Source organism: Paenibacillus alkalitolerans (assembly GCF_016482785.1).
Taxonomy (GTDB): Bacteria; Bacillota; Bacilli; order Paenibacillales; family YIM-B00363; genus Paenibacillus_AE; species Paenibacillus_AE alkalitolerans.
Map to the genome: position 1 here is coordinate 53430 of NZ_JAEMXM010000005.1, position 22063 is coordinate 75492.

Consider the following 22063-nt stretch of genomic DNA (forward strand, 5'->3'; position numbering starts at 1 on the left):
CGATGCATACTGTTTTCATTGTAGATGACGAGCCCTGGGTTGCGTACGGGATTAAAGCGTTGGTCGATTGGGAAAGTCACGGCTTCACCGTCATTGGAGAAGCGCATAACGGATTGACGGCGCTCGAGACGATCATGGAGAAGAAGCCGGACGTCATCCTTTCGGATATCCGCATGCCGGGACTGGACGGGATTGAGCTTCTGGAACAGATCCGGCTGCATCAATTGCCGTGCAAGGTCATTCTGATCAGCGGATATTCGGAATTCGAGTATGCACAGAAGGCGATCCGGCTCGGCGCGTTCGATTATTTGTTGAAGCAGATCGACAAAAACAATCTTGAGGATACGTTGGCGCGTCTGAAAAAGGATCTGGAGGAGAAGGAAAAAGCGCAAAGAAGTCTGGATTTGTTTCTGGATGATCTGTTCGATATATTCGAGCCCGATCATAAAATGAAAATTCATAACTTCCTTACCAGCAGGGGAATCGAATTTGATTATCCGCATTACCGGTTTATCAGTTGTCTCTACGATGGATCACCGGTTTCCGATCCCGATGAGAGGGTGGCGGCGGTTGCCGGTATCCGGTTTTTGCGTTTTCGAACGGGGCAACACAAAGTCTCCTACCTGATCAATTACGACGAGCTGAAGCAACCGGTCGTGTTGCTGAATTTCATCTCCGATCATCTGTCTGACACCCGGTGTATCGGGATTAGCGGAATCGGCGTTTACTCGGCATCCGTAGCCAAGCTTTATCAGGAATCTGATGTAGCCCTGTTCAGTTCATTCACTCGGCCGGAGGACCGGATCATCGAATATAAAGCGATCGATCATGCAGCGGAGCTGACGAAGGCGGTGCTGCAAATCGAGATGGCCGTCAAGGAACAAAAAGCCGAGCTGTTAAACCGATGGCTGGACGAGCTGTGCGAGGAATGCAAGGCGCGGCAATTGCAGATCGATCAAATCTCGTCGCTGTATAACCAAATCGTCTCGCTCTTTTATAAATATTACAGCAACAGCGATGCCATCTACGAAATCGAATATTTGAACTACTATCAAATCTTTCGTCAGTACAGCTCCATCGAGCAATTGTTCGACTGGCTGAAGGCCGTCTTCCGCCAGCAATCCGGCGAAGAGCTGCACATTTCGAACGACACGGTAAAGAAGATCATCGGATATATCGACTCCAGCTTTACGGAAGATATTATGTTGGGGGCTTTGTCCAGGAAGTTCAATATCAGTCTCGGATATTTAAGCTCTCTTATCAAGAAGGAAACAGGAACAACTTACTCTGAGTATGTGATAAACAAGAGGTTGAACCTGGCTAAAGAATTGTTGCAGGACGCAGCGCTATCCATTCATGAGATCGTAGAGCGTGTGGGCTATAAGGATTATTTTCATTTCAACAAGCTGTTCAAAAAGCATTTCGGCGTTACGCCAAGCAAATATCGTAAAATGTAGACTCTATCATCATCTGAAATCCACAACAAAATACAAACATATGATGCTTCGGGACAGCAAGCTAAGATAAAGAAGCAGTAGCCAATCTATACAAGGGGGATTGACTGGAATGAAGTTGAAAGTGCTTGCAATTTTGACGTTAGCCTTGACCGTTGTGCTCTCTGGTTGCGCCGGCAACAACGCGGGGAGCGGAAGCAGCGCCGAACAGAATGAAGAATCGGCATCAAATTCGAATGCTTCGGATGCCGCGAACCAAGAAACAGAGGACAAGCCGCTAAAGCAAGTGGATGTAACCTGGTTCACGTCGATTGGATTCTGGCCTCCGCCCGAATGGGATACCACGACAGGAACGATAATGGGCAACATTACGGAGAGAACGGGAGTCAAATTCAGCTTTGACGTGCCCCCGCAAGACGGCGATACGAAATTGAATCTGTTGATGGTGTCATCGGGGAATAAGTTCCCGGACGTGATTACAACGGTAGATCAGGATATGGCGACCAAGCTCGCTCAGTCAGGCAAGGTTTGGAACTTGGATGAATTCCTGAAAGAATACGATCCGCAGTCCCGCCTGTTGACGGATTTTCCGGCAGACCTCAAAGAGCATATCGTCCAGCGATTCGGCGGCTGGTACTACATCCCGAGCCATATGGCAAGCGCCGACCTGAAGGAGATGTATCCCCCGTCAAGTTCTTATTTTGCGGACAGTGGCAAATACGGTAAGAACCAAGGCGTTATGGTCAAGACGAAACTCCTGGAGCAGGCAGGTCTCACGCTCGACGATTTGAAGACGGAAAGCGGCTTTCTCAAGGCTCTCCAGAAAGTCAAAGACATGAAGTTGACAGTGGACGGTCAGCCTGTCGTTCCGCTTCAGATCGACGGCAAGGACTATCAGGCCGGAGGAGCGCTGATGTTTCTGCAGCATAACTTCGGCGCTATTGAAGTTGACAAGGACGGGAATTACAGAAACATCCTGCTGGCTCCGGAAACGAAGCATGCCATTCAATTCCTGAATGAGGCGTACCGAGGCGGTTACTTGGATCCCGGTCAGCTCATGATGGATAACAATGGGGCGAAATCGCTGTATTCGTCGGGTCGCATATTCAGTTTCATGGGGAATATGGCCAACGTTCCGTACAATGCAGATTACGCCTCGCCCGGCGCGATCTTGTCGGATGACGGCGCCAAACCGATCTTCACGTACGCATCCTTGCCGGGGGCAGGTTGGATGAAAACGTTCATTTCCAAATCCACCAAGCACCCGGAGCAATTGGCGAAATGGGTCAGCTATATGACCAGTCGCGAAGGGTTGATGAATGCATTCTATGGTTTCAAAGATGTGGATTACACGATAAACGATCAAGGTCTTGCCGTAAGAACGGAACAAGGAAAAATTACTAAAGAGAATTACAAAAAGACGGGACTTGAAAATTTCTGGCAATTCTCCAACCTCGATTTCAATAATCATATGAATCCCGCTCCAACCGATGAAGAAGCCTTGAACCGGTCGGCGACGTTTGCCGCTTATGGTAAGACGCCGGATGTTGTGCGATTTGATATTTCCCCATTGACGTTGCCGGGCGATTTCTACGCACCCGGAAGCGAGAATGTGAAGATCAGGGATCAGATCAAACAATTTGCGGAAGTGCATATTTCCAGGATGGTTCTGGCGAAAGATCAGGCGGCATTCGATAAGCTGTATGACGAATTTATCGCTCAACTGAAGAAGTTGGACATCGATAAATTGGATGCGGCCTTGAACGAGCAACTGAAAAAGAAGCAACAAGAAATGGGCGTAACGGTGAAAGGTGTAAATTCCTAAGTACGATTTGATTGACAATAGTGCCAAAGCGTATTTGCTTCCTAAAGCGCTTTGGCACTATCACTTTACGAACGAAGGTGGATATGGGCCGCATGGAAGGATACCGTATTTTGGAAGTCGGGGAAGAAGGACTATTCATGATACCCGATCTCGGTCCGCTTAAAAAAAAAGAATTAGCAACACAACCAAACATCTTATCAAATCGATATAAATCTAATCGTTGTTAGGTACCCCTTCCTCCAATCCCTATGTAGAATGAGGCTACAGACAAGGAGGGGGCGTATGGTCGCAAAGATGTATAAATACCGCTGGCAGTACCTCTTGATTTTGCCGGCGGTTGTGTTGCTTTTTCTGTTCAGCTATATCCCGATGGCGGGCATTCAGATCGCGTTCAAGGATTTTGCGATCGGGTCTTCGATTTGGGAAAGTAACTGGGTTGGCCTGGAAAATTTCACTTTTGTCCATGACCCGCAATTCTGGAAAGTCGTTCAAAACACCTTGTATATATCCGTTCTAAAATTTGTTTTCGGATTTCCAATGCCGATTCTTCTCGCCCTCATGATCAACGAGGTTACACACCCGGCCTATAAACGGTTTGTCCAGTCGGTCAGCTATTTACCGCACTTCTTCTCCTGGATCGTGGTGGCCTATATCCTGCAATCCTTTCTTACGCTGGACGGCGGATTTGTAAACGACCTGATTGTGAGGATGGGGGGAGAGCCGATCTTCTTCCTGGGCTCCACGGAATGGTTCCGTCCCATGATTATTTCGAGCGGTTTGTGGAAAGAGGTCGGCTGGAACTCCATACTCTACCTGGCGGCGATCTCCACGATCGATCCGCAGCTTTATGAAGCTGCGAAAGTCGAAGGTGCGGGCAAATTCGCGCAGATTCGCCACATTACGCTGCCGGGCATCATGCCAACCATATCGATCGTTCTGATTTTAAGCATTCCGGGATTAATCAGCGTGGGAATGGATCAGATCTATCCGATGATGAATCCGGCGAATCAGGAGGTGGCGGATGTTCTCGATACCTACGTGCTTCGCAACGGGCTCCAGCAAGGTTATTTCGGCCCGGCTACCGCCGTCGGCCTGTTATCTTCGGTAATCGGGCTCATTCTCGTAATGACGACGAACTCGCTCTCCAAAAAAATGAACGGAGAGGGGCTGTGGTGACGGATGAAATCGACTGCGCTTGAACGAGCGGGACAAGGTCTGATCATGTTCCTGCTGGCACTGATGTGTATTTCGATTCTTTATCCCTTTATCTATATGCTGGCGATCTCGCTCAATTCCGGGACGGATGCCGCAAAAGGCGGCGTATACCTCTGGCCGCGATCGTTCACTTGGGTCAATTATGAAATTGTGCTTGGCAACGAGGTGATCCGCAATGCCTATCTGGTCACGATCGCTAGAACGGTTGTCGGCACGTTTGGCGGGCTTGCCGTCACGCTTGCGGCTGCATACGGCTTAACGTATAAGCAACTTCCGTTTCGGAACGGCATTCTGACCTATATTCTCATCACCATGCTGTTCCATGGCGGATTGGTCCCCTTCTACATTCAGTTGGTGAAGTTGGGATTAACCAATACCTTCTGGGTGTATATCATCCCCGGTCTATTCTCGGCTTGGAATATGTTCGTGATGCAGAAATTCATATTTGGCATTCCCGAAGCGCTGTTCGAATCCGCCGAGCTGGACGGTGCAGGGCCGCTCAGGATTTTGCTTCAGATCGTCATACCGCTTTCGAAACCGATGCTTGCCGCACTTGGACTCTTCACGGCCGTGGGCCATTGGAACGATTGGTTCTCCGGAGCCTTCTTTGTCACCGACCGGAATTTGATCCCGGTCCAGACGTTCCTGCAGCAGTTGCTGTCCGCTCAAGACCTGTCATCCGTTCTGAGCAACAATCAAGATCAGGAAGCGCTGGCGCGAGGCTCCAGTTTGAGTAATATCACGCTGATGTCTGTCAAGATGGCGACCGTGATGATCAGCGCGCTGCCGATCCTTACGGTTTATCCTTTCCTGCAAAAGTATTTTGTCAAAGGCGTTTTGATCGGTTCGGTCAAGGGATAACACAGCGTATGCTTTCGAAGCCAGTTTTTTTCGACCGCTTGCGCGGTCATCCAAAAACTCATAGGGTATAAGGCAATTCCATATACCAAATCCACAGTCATATGAAAAGGGAGGTAAATATGAAAAAGAAAACAGGCAGTTTCAAACACGCATTGGCGCTGATCCTGACAGCCGCCATGGTCCTGGCGGCCGGCTGTTCAAGCAACAACAACGGCAATGAAACGGCAAGTTCCGATAACAACGGCGCCGCCACAGGGAACAAAGAATCCAGTTCCGCGACGAAAACGGAAGAGCCCGGACGCTTCAAGCTTTGGCTGGGCTGGTCGGCAACGATTAACAACGACAGCTGGATGCAAGAAATTTGGAGAACACAGGAACCGGGCATCGATGTTGAGGTTGAAGCTACACAGGGTGACGCCCTCACTTCACTGAACCTCAAGATGAACTCCGGCGGCTTCGAAGACGCGGCGATCTTCGGGAGGAGTACGGTTGTCGATGACGCCATGAAGCGTTCCGGCCTTATTCAGCCGCTCGAGCAGTACTTTAACATGCCCGACAAATATCCGAGCCTGGCAGCCATTCCGAAGGAATATCTCGATCAGATGAAGGATGCGGACGGACATATTTGGTCGATCCCCTCCAAGTTTGATATCGACCCGTCCGATCCTTGGCCGGGCTGGTCTTCGCTGGCGTGGTTTATCCGGACGGATATCCTTGAGAAAGTCGGAATGACGGAGAAGGATCTCATTACGCTGGATGGCGTGGAGACTTATTTGGAGAAGGCGGCCGAGCTGAAGGATGAATCGGGCAAGAAGCTTCTGCCGCTAGGTATTCTGACGGAAGCAAACGACGAGAATGCTGTTCTGGCTGCGTTTGGCGTGCCGATCGGTTCGGCGGGAGGAGTTATTCCGGTACAAAAAGAAGGCGACAACTTTATCTTTAAGTTTGACCATCCAGGGTTCAAAGCCGCTTACAAGTGGTTGAACAGCATGTATCGCAAAGGGCTCATCGACCCCGAGGCTCTTACCGATAAAAAAGAAAGATATAAAGAAAAAAATAAGAGCGGACGTTATGCGATGAACATCGGAAGCTTCTGGAATTTCGATCAGTACTTGTGGGAAACGCTCGACGGCCCTACGGGTCCGGGTTGGTTTTATAAACCGATTCCTTATCCGCAAATCGAAGGCGTTAACCAGCCTGGGACCACCCAAATCATAAACCCGTATCCGGTATATGATACGTATATCAGCAAAGACACGAAGAACCTGGATGCCATTCTCAAGTTTTATGATTTTACATTAACGCCGAAACCGGAACAGAGCATGGTCGTTCTCGAGGGACCGGTCGGGAAGTACTGGGATTGGATCGACCAGCCTTACGGCAAGTGGAAGTTCATCGATCCTGAGTATAAAGAACTGCGCGAGTCGGGCGATCCGGCCAAGAAAGCGCAATTGGGGCCGGATATTTGGCAGACTACGAACTATAGCAATCAGTGGTACGCCTGGTGGACCTACGGGGAGAGCGAACATGCGGGATTTGCCAAAACAGCTGAGTTTACCCAACAGATCGGTCAGATGGGCACAACCCGAGTTGCCGATAAATACGACATGGTAAAAGCAAAAGCTGGAGGCGCATGGGAAAAGTATTTGCCGGAGCTGGGTAAAGTGTATACTGATTATAGGGCCAAGCTGATGATGGCCAAGGACGATGCGCAATTCGAGAACGTTTGGAACGAGTTCACTTCGGCGCTCGAAAAACGCGCACATTGGAGCGAACTCAAGCAAGAGTGGCACGAATTGTACCAAGAAATGAACAAATAATAGGATATTCGAAGCTTTAGGCGTGCAGAGGAGCAACCCGCGAAACGGGGCTGCTCCCTTTGCAGTTTCCAAGGCCGTGTAACGATCCGGGCAGAAGAATGGAGAATGCCTTGTGCGACGCTGGATTGAGAGACTTATCATCCGACTGACCCGTACCATGAATCTTCGCGTCAAAATTGTCATGTTTTACGGACTGGTCGTATTCATCCCTACCGTATTTTTGGGAGTCGGAGCCGGGTATTTGGCGCTTCAAAACGTCAGGACCAATTATATGCTCACGATCAATGAAGCCGTCCGACAGACTGCGCAAAGCGTAGAGTTTAGGAAAGAAAGCTACGATCTTCTTGCGACCCGGACAGGGACGGACGGCGAACTCATCTCCAGACTGGCCCGAACCTATGAGAATATGGAGGGCCAGCTTGAAACCGTTAATTACGTCGATCGATCATTCCAAGTCATAAGCAGGTATTTACCCGGAATCATCAACTTTCGAATTTATCATGCCAATCCCACCTTGCTTCAAGACGGAGGGCTTCTGTGGAAGCCGGCCGGCAGACCATTGGCAGGTGTGGACGAGTTGTCCTGGTACCGCAGCGTCATGAATTCGCCATTCGTATTAAAATGGTCTGTCGTACCGGGGGACAACGCCCGACTGATCCTTTCGCGAAAAATAATGTATGCCAACGGAGATGTCTTTGGCGCTATCTATATGCTCTTGAATTATGAAAGCGTATTCGGCGAGTTGATGGATAGGCCTTTTAGCGGCTCTGGAAGCTTGTATCTCTTGGACGAGGACGATCGAATTGTCGCAGCCTCGGATCGTTCCATGATCGGCAAGCCGGTTGCGGCTACCGCGCTGTCCAAGGTATGGACGAACGTTGACCGCGCCGAGAGCATTACGGAAGGTGGCGAGTATTTTACGGTTAGGCACATAAACGGAAAATGGAAAGTCGCCGCGCTTATTCAGATGCGGCAATTGGAGAAACAGTCAGCCATGACCGTTTACAGCATCGTGGCCATTACGGTATTCTTCCTTTTCCTCTCTACGTTTCTCGTTCTGATCGTACTGAAGAACGTCGTTCTGCGCATTCGCAATTTATACCACAGAATGAGCGATATCGCCGAGGGCGATTTCGACGTAACCGTCCGGAGCCGGAGCCGGGACGAGGTCGGGGACTTGGAAACCATGTTTAATCAGATGGCCGGTCGACTCGGGAACTTGGTTGAGATGTTGAGCAGTGCCAAATTAAAAGAGAAAGAGTCGTCGTTCCAGGCCCTTCAAGCGCAAATCAATCCGCATTTTATCTATAATTCGCTCAGTCTGCTTCAGTGGCGGGCTCTTGATCAAGGGGATCGGTATCAAGTGGAGATACTCGAAGCGTTGACGACCTTTTACCGATTCGCACTTGATAACAAATCCAACTTTACGGTAATCAAGAACGAGTTGGAGCATGTGCGTGCCTTTCTGGACATTCAACAGCTCCGCTATCCGGGACGTGTTCGCGTTGACTGGGAACTGGATGAAGAAGTATTGGATTTGTATTCGATCAAGCTGATCTTGCAGCCGATTGTTGAGAATGCCTATATTCACGGGCGAATTTTTACGCGTTCCGAAGCCTGTATTGCCATCGTTATCAAGCGATGCAATAACGTGGTCCGCTTTCAAGTGAGAGACAATGGGATTGGCATGGACCCAAACACGCTGGCACTCATTCGGAATGGGGAAAAAGCGGGGAAAGGGAATGGTTTCGGGCTTTCGAACATCAGCGAACGTCTTCATTTATATTTTGGCGACGCCGGTAAACTAAGGATCGAAAGTACGCCTGAATCGGGGACGGTAGTTACGATCGAATTGCCCGTCTGTACAGACAAGCCGCAAATAAAAAGGGAGGGATAGTCTTGCTGCAAGCACTTATTGTGGATGATGAGCCGTCTCATGTTCAGGGGCTCATACGTCATATCCCTTGGACGAGTCTCGGTTTTGCCATTCCACTTAGCGCAGACACAGGCGAATCGGCAATCCGTGTCCTTCAAGATACTAGCATCGATGTACTGATAACCGATATATCAATGCCGGGCATAAACGGTATAGAGCTTGCGGCTGCAGCGAAATCGATGTATCCAGACATTCAGATTCTGATCATCAGCGGCTACAATGAATTTGAATTTGCACAGGAAGCTATTGACGTAGGGGCAAAAGGGTATGTGCTGAAGCCGCTTAATTTAGGGGAAATTGAACGTAAACTGTCTATGTTTCGACAAACCTTGGAGAATATCAAACAAATCAATGAACAAACCCAGCGACTTGAAGCGGTGGTGTCGGGCAACCGGGAATTGCTCAAGGATTCTTTCATGTTTGATTTACTGGAAGATGAGCCTATTGAGGAGGACATCCTGGCCTCTTGGTGCCAGCTTCTCCATCTCCCCTACATGACTGAGGGGATTCAACTCCTTGTAGCGTCGCTCGATGACCATTCCGCTTCCGGCCACGACGCCCAAAGCAGGCTTACGTTGAGTTCGGCTCTTCAGCAATCGGTTTCGGTATCCTTGCAAGATATGGGCTTTGTCTTGGTTTCGAAGCTCAGACCCGACGAGGTTGTTGCCATTCTGGTAAATCCGTCGGCTGACATGAAAAGCAGAATCGACAAACAAATGAGTTTCGTCCAGGATTACATGAAGAATACCTACCAGAAGTCAGTTACGATCGGCATCAGCCGGGGAGGAAGGGATTGGAAAGAGGGCCGTCAACTCCTCCGGGAGGTAAAGCATGCCATGGCCGATTCCCGGCTGAACGAGAACGGTCTGCTCGTGCATGTCGGAAGTGCGGAACGGAAGGCGTACGAGGATTTTAGGCTGCGCGAAATCATGCTTCCCGGCTTGCTCACGCTCGTGGAAAGCGACGTACCGGGTCAGTTGGCAGAAGCGGTCCGACGAGCCTTTGAGGAATTAGATGCCAAGGCCCACTCGTTCGCTTATATCCAATCTTTCAGTATTAGCTTGATTGGCGAGTTGTCCCGAAAGTTTTGGCACGATACGGAAGCGCTCACCTATCTAAGCAAACGCGGTTGTCAGCGGCTATTGGAGAGCAAAACAGTGGGTTCGCTTAAAGACATTGTAATCGAATATATCGATTCGGCGTTCGTTCTTGCGCGGAAAGAACGAACGCTTCAACAGCATCACCTCATCAATCGCATTGCCGCTTATATCGAAGATCAGCTGCCGAACAGCGTGACGGTGAAGCAGCTCGCCGATAAGTTTCATCTCAGCGCAGGACATTTAAGCGTATTGTTCAAGAAGGAGACGGGGCAGACGATATCCGACTTCGTCAAGGAATTGCGAATGAAGAAAGCCAAGAAATTGCTTCAAGACCCAACAATCAAGATTTACGAGGTAGCGGATCGCGTCGGCTTTCAGACTCCCGCTTACTTCACCTATCAATTTAAGAAGAACGTGGGTTGCACGCCTCAGGAATATCGTGACCGATATTACTGCTGACGATCAAAAGTAAAGAACGGGATTATACAATTGAATAAAAACAAATAAAACAAAACAAGCAGAGCTGTTCGGTTTTTGGGGCTCTGCTTTATTATTTTTGGCGGGAAATTACATTGATGCTCGTCATTCTTCTGTGAATATCGCAAAATGTAAACTCATCATCATCTGAAATCCACACCAAAATACAAAAATACAAACATATGATGCTACGGGACAGCAAGCTAAGCTAAAGAAGCAGTAGCGAATTAATACAAGGGGGATTGACCGGAATGAAGTTGAAAGTGCTTGCAATTTTGACGTTGGCTGTGACCGTTGTGCTCTCCGGTTGCGCCGGCAACAACGCGGGGAGCGGAAGCAGCGCCGAACAGAAAGAAGAATCGGCAGCAAATTCGAATACTTCGAATACCGCGAACCAAGAAACAGAGGAGAAGCCGCTAGAGCAGGCGGATGTAACCTGGTTCACGTCGATTGGATTCTGGCCTGCGCCCCAATGGGATACCACACCTGGAACGGTCATGGGCAACATCACGGAGAAAACGGGAGTCAAGTTCACCTTTGACGTGCCCCCGCAAGACGGAGATACGAAGTTGAATCTGTTGTTGGTGTCAAGCGGGAATGATTTCCCGGACGTGATTACGACGGTGGATCAGGGGATGGCGACTAAACTGGCAAGTTCCGGCAAGGTTTGGGACCTGGATGAATTCCTGAAAGAATACTATCCGGAGTCCCATCTGTTAAAAGATTTTCCGGCGGACATCAAAGAGCAGATCGTCGATCGGTTCGGCGGATGGTATTACTTCCCGAGCCATATGGCTAGCGATAATCTGAGAGAGATGTATCCTCCATCAGATCCTTATTTTGCGGATAATACCCAATACAGCAAAAACCAAGGCGTTATGGTCAATAAGGATCTCCTGGAGCAGGCCGGTCTCACGCTCGACGATTTGAAGACGGAAAGCGGCTTCCTCAACGCTCTCCAGAAAGTCAAAGACATGAAACTGACAGTGGACGGACAGCCTGTCGTTCCGCTTCAGATCGATGGCAAGGACTACCAGCGGGGCGGGGCGCTGATGACGCTGCAGCAGATGTTCGGCGCCACGGAGATTGACAAGGACGGGAATTACCGAAACATCCTGCTGGCTCCGGGAACAAAGAATGCCATTCAATTCCTGAACAAGGCGTACCGCGGCGGTTACCTGGATGCCGGCCAACTCACGATGGATAACAATGCGGTGAAAGCTCAGTATGCGTCGGGTCGCGTATTCGCTTTCGTGGGCAATATGGCCAACGTTAAGTACGATCCAAAATACGTCTCGCCTGGCGCGATCATGTCGGATGACGGCGCCAAACCGGTCTTCACGTACAATTCTTTGCCGGGAGCGGGTTGGATGAAAACGTTCATTTCCAAATCCACCAAGCATCCGGAGCAATTGGCGAGATTTGTCGACTATATCACCTCTCCCGAAGGATATATAAATGCATTTTTTGGTATCAAAGATGTGCATTACACGGTAGATGATCAAGGTCTCATCACAGAAACGGACAAAGCGAAAGAAGATAGAGATGCCAAAAACATTGTTAAGACCGGACTCGGTGTGTTCTGGCAATTCTCCAACCTCTCTTTCGAAAACCATGTGAAGAAGGCTGCGCCCACTGAAGAAGGCTTGGTCCGGGATTCGACGTTCCAAGCATTTGGCAAGACGCCGGGAATTGAGCGATTTGATGTTGCGCCGTTGACCTTGCCGAGCGAATTCTACGCACCTGGAAGCGAAAACGTAAAGATCAGGGATCAGATTAATCAAGCTGCGGAAATCCAGATTTCCAAGATGGTATTAGCGAAAGATCAGGCGTCCTTCGACAAGTATTATGACGAATATGTCGATCAGCTGAAGAAATTGAATGTTGATAAATTGGATGCGGCGTTGAACGAAGAATTGCATAAGCAGGAACAAAAGCTGGGTGTAAAGGTGAAGGTAATTAATCCCTGAGTTAATTGAACGATAAAGAAAGTTTAAGTTCGCTAATGCAATAAAGGAACGAGAACTTTCTTTACCAAGAAAAACTTCCTCTTAATCGCGGTCGCTCATCCTTGAATGTACTTCGATAGAAGTTTTTCTTATTGACTAAAGTGCCAAAGCGCATTTGCTTTCACAAAGCGCTTTGGCACTATCACTTTACGCATGAGGGTGGATATGATGGCGCAACGCGCTTACGATAAGCAGCTCCCGTCGGCAAGAACGAAAACCTCCAAATCTTTCAAGTTGGGACATGATTTCCGCACCCAATTGGAGCTCAAGACCATGCTGTGGCCGGCAATCTTTCTGGTTGTCCTATTCGATTTTGTTCCGATGTATGGACTGCTGATGGCATTCAAGGATTATGATCCTCTTACCGGAGTCAAGGGCATTTTTACGAGTGAGTGGAACAATTTCGAGAACTTTACGGGCATCTTTCAAAATTTCCAGTTTTGGCCGATGGTGAGAAATACGATCGGTATCAATATCCTGGGATCCATGATCGGCATTCCGGCAACCTTGGCGTTCGCGCTGTTGTTGAATGAAATCCAGCATCCCAAGTTCAAGTCCTTTATTCAGACCATCACGTACATGCCGCATTTTCTATCCTGGGTTATCTTTGGCGGATTGTTTATCACGCTGTTGAATCCGAACGGGGGGCTCGTCAATTATATATTGGTGAATCTTGGGTTGGTTGATGAAGCCGTCCATTTTTTAGGGGATCCCAAATATTTCTGGGGCGTGGCGATTGTCACCAATTTGCTGAAGGAGCTCGGTTGGGGCGCCATCTTGTATCTGGCGGCCATTGCAGGCATCGACCAATCATTATATGAAGCTGCCGCAATTGACGGAGCAGGCCGGTTCAAACGAATCTGGCACGTCACGATTCCCGGTATTCTGCCAACCTTTATGATCCTCGTCATTTTCGCGGTTAGCGGCATATTGAACAATAACTTTACGCAAATATACGTCCTGCAGAATACGTTGAACCTGCCGGCCAGTCAAGTCATCGATACTTACGTATATACGACGGGGTTGAAGGACTTCCAGTTTGCAGCGGCGACGGCAATCGGCATGATGAAATCGGTGTTTGCGCTTGTGCTGCTGTTCGGAGCCAATACCTTGTCCAAGAAACTTACAAAATCGGGTTTGTTTTAGGAGGCGTCCGCTATGGTTGGAGGCAGGAGCTGGGGAGATCGTATTTTTTCGGTAACGAATGTCGGCATCATGCTGATTATCATGCTTTTGACGTTTTACCCGTTCTGGTATTCGGTCGTCAACTCGCTGAATTCGGGCAGCGATCTTATACGAGGTCCCATATTTTTGTGGCCGAGGGAATTCACATTCGCGAGCTGGCTGACCGTGTTGTCGGATCCGAAAATTCTTCATGCCGCATGGATCAGCGGATCGCGTACGGTGATTGTGACGGTTGTTTCTATTTTCCACACGGCGATGTTTACTTATGCGTTTTCCCGTCCTTATCTGAAAGGCAAAGCGTTTTATGCAGGCGTTGGTTTTGCGAGCATGTATTTCGGCGGCGGGCTGATCCCTTCGTTTATGTTGATGAACTGGCTCGGATTATATAATAACTATTTGGTATACATCCTCCCTGCCCTTTTTGCAGGATTTTGGAACGTCATTATCATCAATGCGAATTACAAGTCCATACCGAACGATTTGTTCGAATCGGCCAAAATGGACGGAGCGACCGAATACACCATATTTCTCCGCATTGTTCTCCCATTGTCGAAGCCGGTTTTAGCCGCGCTGTCAGTTTTCACGGCGGTCGGTGTGTGGAACGACTATGGGGCAACGTTGTATTTCACCCAATCGCCCGATTTGCAGACATTGCAGTATTTGATACTAAAGTTGATCCAGTCGACACAGGCAGTAGAACAAATGGCGTCTTCCGTGGGCGCAGATAATGTCAATCTCGGAAGTCTCTACGATCAAGTAGAAGGAAAAGGAACGGTTTCGGGCCAAACGCTTCAACTGGCGTCGATGGTCATCGCATCGATTCCGATGATTATCATCTATCCGTTTGCGCAGCGCTATTTCATCAAGGGCATATTGATTGGTTCCGTGAAAGGTTAACGGATATCACACCACTGACCGAGCGAGGGAAAAAAATGACTTCTACACCAAATAGTTTGATCACCTACGCCGCTCCCGAGGGAGCGGTTGGAAATTCGGATTTTACGGTGCGCGTCCGACAGGGACATGGGGAATGGCGGGAGTTGTTCTGCTACAACGTAAAGGTTGACATGCATGATGTGCGGAACGCCTCCATGGTCTATTTCGATTGCGCCGGCGCGGTTGAAGTCGAAGTAACCAAGAATGGCGGGGAGATCGGCGACGCGGCGATCCGCCCTGCATCTGCAGGGATTCAAGGCGTTGTCAACGGAAACCGGGTGACGTTCACGATCGATGGCCCTCGCAAGCTGTCGCTTGAGGTGGACGGTGACCGATTCCATAATTTGCACATCTTTGCCAATCCGATCGAGGAAGACGCGCCGAATCCCGCCGATTCGGGTGTCTTCGTCATTCGGTCGGGCAATCACCATATGGAACAACTCCAGAGCCTGATTTCGCCTGAGATTTCCGTCATCTATTTCGAACCCGGCATGCATATTCTGAAGCAGCCGCAGCTTCGCATTCCTTCCGGCGTAACGATATATGTCGCCGGAGGAGCCGTCGTTGCCGGGGCGTTCGTCTGCGATCGCGTACAAGATGTGACCATCCGGGGCCGCGGGATCGTCTATATGTCCGACTTCGAGAAGACGACGTATTACCGTGCCGTGGAGATCATGTTCTCCACGAACGTTGCGATTGAGGGACTCATTGTCGTGGATCCGCCTCACTATACCGTTCTGATCGGGAAATCCGAGAATATCACGATCCGCAACATCAAATCGTTCAGCACCCGAGGGTGGTCGGACGGCATCGATATGATGTCCAGCGCCCATGTGGACGTTGACGATGTATTTCTGCGAACGTCCGACGATTGCATCGCGATTTATGGCAGCCGCTGGGATTATCAGGGGGACACCCGGGATATCACCGTCCGAAATTCGGTCTTATGGGCGGATGTGGCTCATCCGATGAATGTCGGCGGGCATGGCAATCACGATAAAGGGGACATCGTCGAAAACATTCTATTCGAAAATATCGATGTGCTCGAGCATCATGAGCCGCAGCCGTATTATTGGGGCTGTTTGTCGATTAATTGCGGCGACAACAATACGGTCAGGAATGTGACTTACCGGAATATCCGGATAGAACAATTCGAGCTCGGACAGCTAATCGACATCCGCGTGCTCTTTAATCCGAAATATAATCCATGCCCCGGCTTCCGGGTGGAAAATATTTTCTTTGACAATATCGCGTTCAACGGAACTTGCGACAATCCGTCGGTTATCGCGGGCTTCGACGACTCCAGAATCGTGAAGGGGGTGAAGTTCAGGAATTTGCGAATCAACGACCGGCACATTCTCAGTCCGGAGTCCGGAAATATCCGGATTGGAGAACATGCATATGACGTGTCGTTCACCTAATGCAAGTCGGATGCAATGATTGAAATGGAGGAGTAAAGCATGAAGGTTCGCAACAGAAGTTCCAGCAAAGTGCTGCAAAGGTTTCTGCCGTTACTCGTTATCGTCAGCATGATCGCCGCGTTCCTGCCCGCATCGGCGGGAACCGTCGCGGCGGAAACCACTTCGGAATCGCTCATGACAGATTATTTGCCGACGATTTACGAAGTCATCGATGAAAGCGGATTCAAGCATCCGGGTGTTGGACTGACCAAGGAAACACTCGAGAATTTGCGAACGCAGGTGCGGGCGCAAAAGGAGCCTTGGATAACTTATTTCAACCAGATGGTGACGTCGGTTAACCCTTCGGGCCAACAGGTTGCGGCCCGGACGGTCTCGTCCAGATATTCCGGCGGCTGTTTTTGCAGCCAGGGCTTTAACGAAAGATTCATATGGGATGGCCTAACAGCGTATACTCAGGCTCTTATGTATGTGATAACGGGCGATGAGGTTTATCGGGCCAATGCTATGCATATTATCCGCAACTGGGAGCAGATGGACCCTGCGAATTACGCGTATTTTACCGATGCGCACATTCACACGGGAATTCCTCTGTACCGGATGGTTACCGCCGCGGAGATTTTGAGGTACACCAGCACTCAGACGCCGGAACTGGAATGGACGGACAAAGATACGGCCGATTTCACGAACAATCTGATCATTCCGGTCACCGATACGTTCAATCATACGAATTACCGCTTTATGAACCAGCATCTTTATCCGTTGATCGGATCGATATCGGGTTATATCTTCACCGGCAACCTGGAGCGGTATAAAGAGGGAGTCGAGTGGTTCACGGTTAACAAGACCGCTGTGGATCAGCACGTGAACGGTTCCATCAAGAGACTGTTCCGGTTGGTCGATACGAATGCGGCGACAGGCGAGAAGGTGGATACCCCGCAGGTGCAGATTGTGGAGATGGGCAGGGACCAGGCCCATAGCACCGGCGACGTCATCAATGTCTCCATTTTGTCACGTCTGTTGCAGGCCCAGGGAACCAAGGTGGATCCGGTAGAAGGCACGGTTTCCACTGCGGAGAATGCGGTTACCGCGTACGATTTTCTCGACAAGCGCATTCTGGCAGGCGCCGACTACTTTGCCCGGTATATGAACGGCTATGATACGCCTTGGATTCCGACGGAAGCGCGTATGCGTGAGGATGGCAGTCCGGTCATTTACCAGGTAATAAGTAACGAATATCACGGAAGAATCGGCGGCAATGTCTATGATCTATACTATTACTATAAATATGAGCAAGGCCTGGACATGGAGCAATCCGCTCCGTACTTCACCGAGATGTTCAAAAAGAGGACGAATTACTACTGGGCATCACGGGATTCCGGAGGGGAATATTGGCTGTACATCCCCAAGGAAGCCGAGGCCGAGGGAGCGGCATATCTCCCGAAGGTTAACCCGAATCCGAATTGGAAAGAGATCGAGGATCGGTTCACCAACTTGGACGGCAACTCGACCGCCATGCAAGAGGGCGATGTTTCCTTCGTCCGCATCAAGGCCACGGAATCCGGCAGCAAAATCGCCTTGGTTCAATCCGACAGCAGTACGAGAGTGATCGGATACAAGATCCGGACGAACGGTGCGGCGAAGCTGGAAGCCTTCGGCCAGACGATCACGTTGCCGGATACCCAGGGGCAATGGAGATATGTATTTTATAATCTCCCGAAAGACCGCTGGCTCTGGACCATGAATTATTTCACAATAATTGGCAACGGAACGACGGTCGATATCGACCATATCAATGTCAACGCGGCAAATGAACTGACGCCGCCGGTGTTTAAAGAAGGAAATACCGCTTTGAAACTGTTTGCCTATGCAGGGTCCGAGGCGACCCTCCATTATGATTTCTCGGCAACGGACGCAGGCACGTCCGATGTTGTGACCTATCGGATTGCCAATGCGCCCGAAGGCGCCGTGTTCGATACAAGCACCGGCGCATTTGACTGGAAACCGACGCAGGCCGGAACGTATGCCTTCGTCGTGGAGGCTTCCGACGGCACGACGGTATCTACCAGAGATGTCACGGTGACCGTAGCCAATGACCGACAGTCGGCGGTCGATGCCGTTATTGCGCCCTATGACGCCAATACGGATTATATCTGGGCAACGCTCGATACGTATAAACAAGCATACGACGACACCATGAGCGTCATGAACACCGCAACGGATAGTGACTTCTATCAGAAGCTTGCGGCTCTTAATGACGCCGTGCAAGGACTTGAGTTAACCACGCCGTTGCACACCGACGGCAGCATCAATTACCTGAATATGTTCTTATCTTCCGACTTCAACCCGAGGATTTTTCTGGACAATGTCTCGAGTACGTTCGGTAATTCATCGACTAATTTGGGAGTTCATGTGGACTTCGGGCCTAATTTCCGGGTTTCGGCCAGCAAGTTCCAGATTCAGGCACGGGCAGGTTTCCCTGAACGCGGCGGCGGCATCGCCATGTTCGGATCCAATGACAAAGAAACCTGGACCCGGTTGACTCCGGAGGTGACCCCCGTGTCGGCAGACATGCACACGTTGACGGTATCGCCGGAACTCCAGAACGAGCAATTCCGTTTTCTGAAAATCCAAATGATTAATAAGCCGTACGACGCTCCTTGGCCTGAATTGTCCGAGTTCCGGATCTTCGGGAAGCGTCATGAGGTCATCAACAAGATCTCATCGGTCTCCATCGGCTCGGATCAAGCCTTCGGAGGGCGGATTGTCATGGGAGACACGGCGAAATTGACTTTCCAATCTACGGAAGCCATTCAGAATGTGAATGTTACGATTCAGGGTGTACCCGCAACCGTCCATTCGGATGATGGCCTGAATTGGACGGCCGAAGCGGTCATGGGACCGGATGCGGCGCCCGGATCGGTGAAATTTATACTTAATTATCAGACGGCGGAAGGTATTGATGCCCCGGAAACGTTGTTCACAACCGACGGCTCTCGCTTGATACTGGTGGATGAATCGGACGTGATCCGCGATGTGACGTCAATCGCCGCAGTGAGCGATTCCTACGGCAGATCGCCGGCAGACGCTATCGCAGCGGCGAACGCGTTGTTCGATAACAATCCGATGACGTCGACCGATTACCGCTTGAACGGCAGCGGCGCCGGAGCGTGGGTCAAGTTCGACTTCGGGCAAGGCGGTTATGCGCAACTGTCGTATGTGGAGCTGCTGGCAAGGCAAGACGGATATTATACGAGAATCAACGGTACGGTCATTCAGGGCTCCAATGACAATGCAACATGGAAGACCATCTCAACAGGAGCCGTCTCTACGCGAGACTGGCAGATTTTGCAGATGACCGATAAGAACCCCTACCGGTATATCCGCATTATCAATGGGAACAACTGGTTCGGAAATATGGCCGAGGTGAGATTTCACGGAACGTCCAAGGTGTTGACGAAGATCAACTCGGTGTCCATCAGCTCGGATCAAGCCGTACGCAACCGGATTGAACCCGGCGATACGGTGAATCTGGCCTTCACTTCGATGGAACCGATCAATTCGGTCAACGTGAAGATTCAGGGCGAAGATGCGACGGTCAAGTCGGAAGACAATATCAACTGGACGGCGGAAGCGGTGATGGGTTCCAATGCAGCTCCGGGACCGGTAAATTTCAGCATCAATTACAAAACGTCCGAAGGGTTGGACGCGCCGGAAAAAACATTTACTACCGACGGATCTTCCTTAATCCTGGCCGATGAATCGGACTTGATCCGCGGTGTGACGTCAATTACGGATGTGAGCGATTCCAGCGGCAGATCGCCGACGGACGCTATCGGAATGGCGAACGCGCTGTTCGATGATCATCCGGGTACGTCGACCGATTATCGTCTGAACGGCAGCGGAGCCGGGGCGTGGGTCGAATTTGACTTCCGAGGCGCTTATGCGAAATTGAAGTATGTGGAGCTGCTGGCAAGGCAAGACGGATACTACACAAGGATCAAGGGCGCAATCATTCAGGGCTCCAACGACAATTCGAACTGGACGACGATCTCCCCGTTAGCGGTATCTACGCCGGAATGGCAGATCTTGACGATTACCAATAATACCCCCTACCGGTATATCCGCATTTTCAACGGGAACAACTGGTTCGGGAATATGGCGGAAGTGAGATTTCACGGCGATCTGGATTATGATGCAGCTTACTTTGATTCCATCGTGCTGGCGGCGGACGGCTATACCAAAGGCAGCTACTACCTGTATCAACAAAAAGTGAAAGAGATCAAGGCGGAATTGGCGAATCCGGAAGCCGACAAAATGGCCATTCTGAATGAATTGCTGCAGGCGAGCTCGATACTGGAGACGATAAACGCCATTACTCCTTCTATGGTGACGGCAAATACTGTGTCGTGGGACGACAAGTACAACGCCGCGGCGAACGGATGGCGCGCTTTTGACGGCGACCCGAACACGTCCCCCGACACCAAAACCGCAGCCGGTTGGGTGACTGTTGACTTGGGCGAAGGCAACGCCATAATGGTCACCGGCATCAAGTTTATACCGCGCTCCGGTTTTGCGGACCGAATGAACGGAGCGCTGATCCAAGGCTCCAATGACGGGGTTAACTTCAACACCTTGCATACAATCAATGGCGTTTCCGGTCAGCAATGGTATACGCAAGCGATTGACAACCAGACGGCATACCGTTATCTGCGATATTACACGCCGAAAGGCTATGGCAACGTAGGCGAGTTGGAATTCCTCTTTGTGGATCGCACGTTGCTTACGCTCTTGCTGAACGAAGCGGATCAGGTCGTTGCCGACCATTATACGGCAGACAGCTACGCGGCGTTGCAAACGGCGGTGGCGAACGCGAAGTCGGTTGACTCCAATGCGCAAGCAAGCCAGAGCGACGTCGATTCGGCTGCGAACAGTCTGAAGCTGGCAATGGACAGCTTAATTTACAAGATTACGGCGTTCCTTGATCCCGCGGAGCCGAATGGTACGAACGGCTGGTATACGACGGGACCGGTTAACGTCACGTTGTCGACTTACGGCCGCGCGGAATACAGCCTGGATGGCGGGGATACGTGGCAGGGCTATACGGAATCGCTGACGTTCAACCAGGACGGCAAGCATACGGTCAGCTACCGATCCCGGAACGAGGCGGGAATTGCGGGGGATGTTCAGACGGTCGACGTCCAACTGGATACGACGGCGCCGACGATTACGGTAACGGGGCTGGTGTACGGTACTTACTACGATTCGACAGATATCACGCCGATCGTTGCGCTTGACGATCTTCTGTCTGGAGTCGACGGCAGCAAGACAACGGTCACGTTGGATACGTATGTCATACAGCAAGGAGAAACCATTCCGTTATATACGCTGCCGCTTGGTTCACACACCCTGATCGTAACCGCAAGCGACTTGGCGGGGAACACAAGCAGTCAACCGATGACATTCGAGACGACGACAAGCATCGACTCCATGAAGAGGTTGGTCGCACGTTTCGAGGAAGCCGGATGGATCAGTAACGCAGGCATTGCGGACAGCTTGCAAGACAAGTTGGATGATAACGACCTGTCCGCACTCGTGTACGAAGTGAAGGCGCAAAGCGGCAAGCTTATCAGCAAGCAAGCCGCACAATACTTGCTTCGGGACGCCGAGTATTTGTTGAACAATCAAGAATAATTAGCAACAAGGTATTCATTCCGAGCCGGCACAGGCAGCAAGACGTCAGTGCCGGCTTGGGAATTGTTTAGTAGAAGGAGGTTCATTAATGATCGTTTCAAGCAATGTAAGCGTTATCATAACCGGACAGAGA

12 protein-coding genes are annotated in these 22063 nt (G+C 50.3%); all 12 read left to right on the forward strand.

Translation table 11 applies throughout. The features are described from left to right. Positions 1-2 precede the first annotated feature (2 nt). On the forward strand, positions 3-1457 hold the full coding sequence (locus JET16_RS10520; protein WP_199615807.1) for a response regulator transcription factor: 1455 nt from the start codon (positions 3-5) through the stop codon (positions 1455-1457). A 109-nt stretch (positions 1458-1566) separates the two neighbouring features. Further along, on the forward strand, positions 1567-3279 hold the full coding sequence (locus JET16_RS10525) for an extracellular solute-binding protein (RefSeq protein WP_199615808.1): 1713 nt from the start codon (positions 1567-1569) through the stop codon (positions 3277-3279). Between the two features lie 282 nt (positions 3280-3561). Beyond that, positions 3562-4455 carry an ABC transporter permease gene (locus JET16_RS10530; protein WP_199615809.1) on the forward strand — a complete coding sequence of 298 codons (894 nt, stop codon included), beginning with the start codon at positions 3562-3564 and terminating at the stop codon, positions 4453-4455. A 3-nt stretch (positions 4456-4458) separates the two neighbouring features. Next, positions 4459-5355, forward strand: coding sequence for a carbohydrate ABC transporter permease (locus JET16_RS10535; protein ID WP_199615810.1), 897 nt, complete (start codon positions 4459-4461; stop codon positions 5353-5355). Positions 5356-5474: 119 nt separating this feature from the next. Further along, complete coding sequence (locus JET16_RS10540) at positions 5475-7175, forward strand: type 2 periplasmic-binding domain-containing protein (protein WP_199615811.1); 1701 nt, start codon at positions 5475-5477, stop codon at positions 7173-7175. A gap of 112 nt (positions 7176-7287) precedes the next feature. Next, positions 7288-9072 carry a sensor histidine kinase gene (locus tag JET16_RS10545; protein WP_325176667.1) on the forward strand — a complete coding sequence of 595 codons (1785 nt, stop codon included), beginning with the start codon at positions 7288-7290 and terminating at the stop codon, positions 9070-9072. Positions 9073-9074: 2 nt separating this feature from the next. Then, the gene (locus JET16_RS10550; protein WP_199615812.1) at positions 9075-10670 is read left to right on the forward strand and encodes a response regulator transcription factor; all 1596 of its coding nucleotides are present in this window, start codon (positions 9075-9077) and stop codon (positions 10668-10670) included. Positions 10671-10939: 269 nt separating this feature from the next. Beyond that, on the forward strand, positions 10940-12658 hold the full coding sequence (locus tag JET16_RS10555) for an extracellular solute-binding protein (protein WP_199615813.1): 1719 nt from the start codon (positions 10940-10942) through the stop codon (positions 12656-12658). 204 nt (positions 12659-12862) lie between these two features. Then, positions 12863-13843: an ABC transporter permease gene (locus JET16_RS10560; protein WP_233531381.1), complete on the forward strand. Its 981-nt coding sequence runs from the start codon at positions 12863-12865 to the stop codon at positions 13841-13843. 12 nt (positions 13844-13855) lie between these two features. Next, positions 13856-14779 (forward strand): carbohydrate ABC transporter permease, encoded by a 924-nt coding sequence (locus JET16_RS10565; protein ID WP_199615814.1) that lies wholly within the window; start codon positions 13856-13858, stop codon positions 14777-14779. Positions 14780-14814: 35 nt separating this feature from the next. Further along, positions 14815-16239, forward strand: a complete 1425-nt coding sequence (locus JET16_RS10570) for a glycosyl hydrolase family 28 protein (RefSeq protein WP_199615815.1) — start codon at positions 14815-14817, stop codon at positions 16237-16239. A 39-nt stretch (positions 16240-16278) separates the two neighbouring features. Continuing rightward, positions 16279-21930: a discoidin domain-containing protein gene (locus tag JET16_RS10575; RefSeq protein WP_199615816.1), complete on the forward strand. Its 5652-nt coding sequence runs from the start codon at positions 16279-16281 to the stop codon at positions 21928-21930. Positions 21931-22063 lie beyond the last annotated feature (133 nt).

Coding starts and splice junctions, on each gene's coding strand:
- JET16_RS10520 (WP_199615807.1), top strand. CDS start 3: ATGCATACTGTTTTCATTGTAGATGACGAGCCCTGGGTTGCGTACGGG.
- JET16_RS10525 (WP_199615808.1), top strand. CDS start 1,567: ATGAAGTTGAAAGTGCTTGCAATTTTGACGTTAGCCTTGACCGTTGTG.
- JET16_RS10530 (WP_199615809.1), top strand. CDS start 3,562: ATGGTCGCAAAGATGTATAAATACCGCTGGCAGTACCTCTTGATTTTG.
- JET16_RS10535 (WP_199615810.1), top strand. CDS start 4,459: ATGAAATCGACTGCGCTTGAACGAGCGGGACAAGGTCTGATCATGTTC.
- JET16_RS10540 (WP_199615811.1), top strand. CDS start 5,475: ATGAAAAAGAAAACAGGCAGTTTCAAACACGCATTGGCGCTGATCCTG.
- JET16_RS10555 (WP_199615813.1), top strand. CDS start 10,940: ATGAAGTTGAAAGTGCTTGCAATTTTGACGTTGGCTGTGACCGTTGTG.
- JET16_RS10560 (WP_233531381.1), top strand. CDS start 12,863: ATGATGGCGCAACGCGCTTACGATAAGCAGCTCCCGTCGGCAAGAACG.
- JET16_RS10565 (WP_199615814.1), top strand. CDS start 13,856: ATGGTTGGAGGCAGGAGCTGGGGAGATCGTATTTTTTCGGTAACGAAT.
- JET16_RS10570 (WP_199615815.1), top strand. CDS start 14,815: ATGACTTCTACACCAAATAGTTTGATCACCTACGCCGCTCCCGAGGGA.
- JET16_RS10575 (WP_199615816.1), top strand. CDS start 16,279: ATGAAGGTTCGCAACAGAAGTTCCAGCAAAGTGCTGCAAAGGTTTCTG.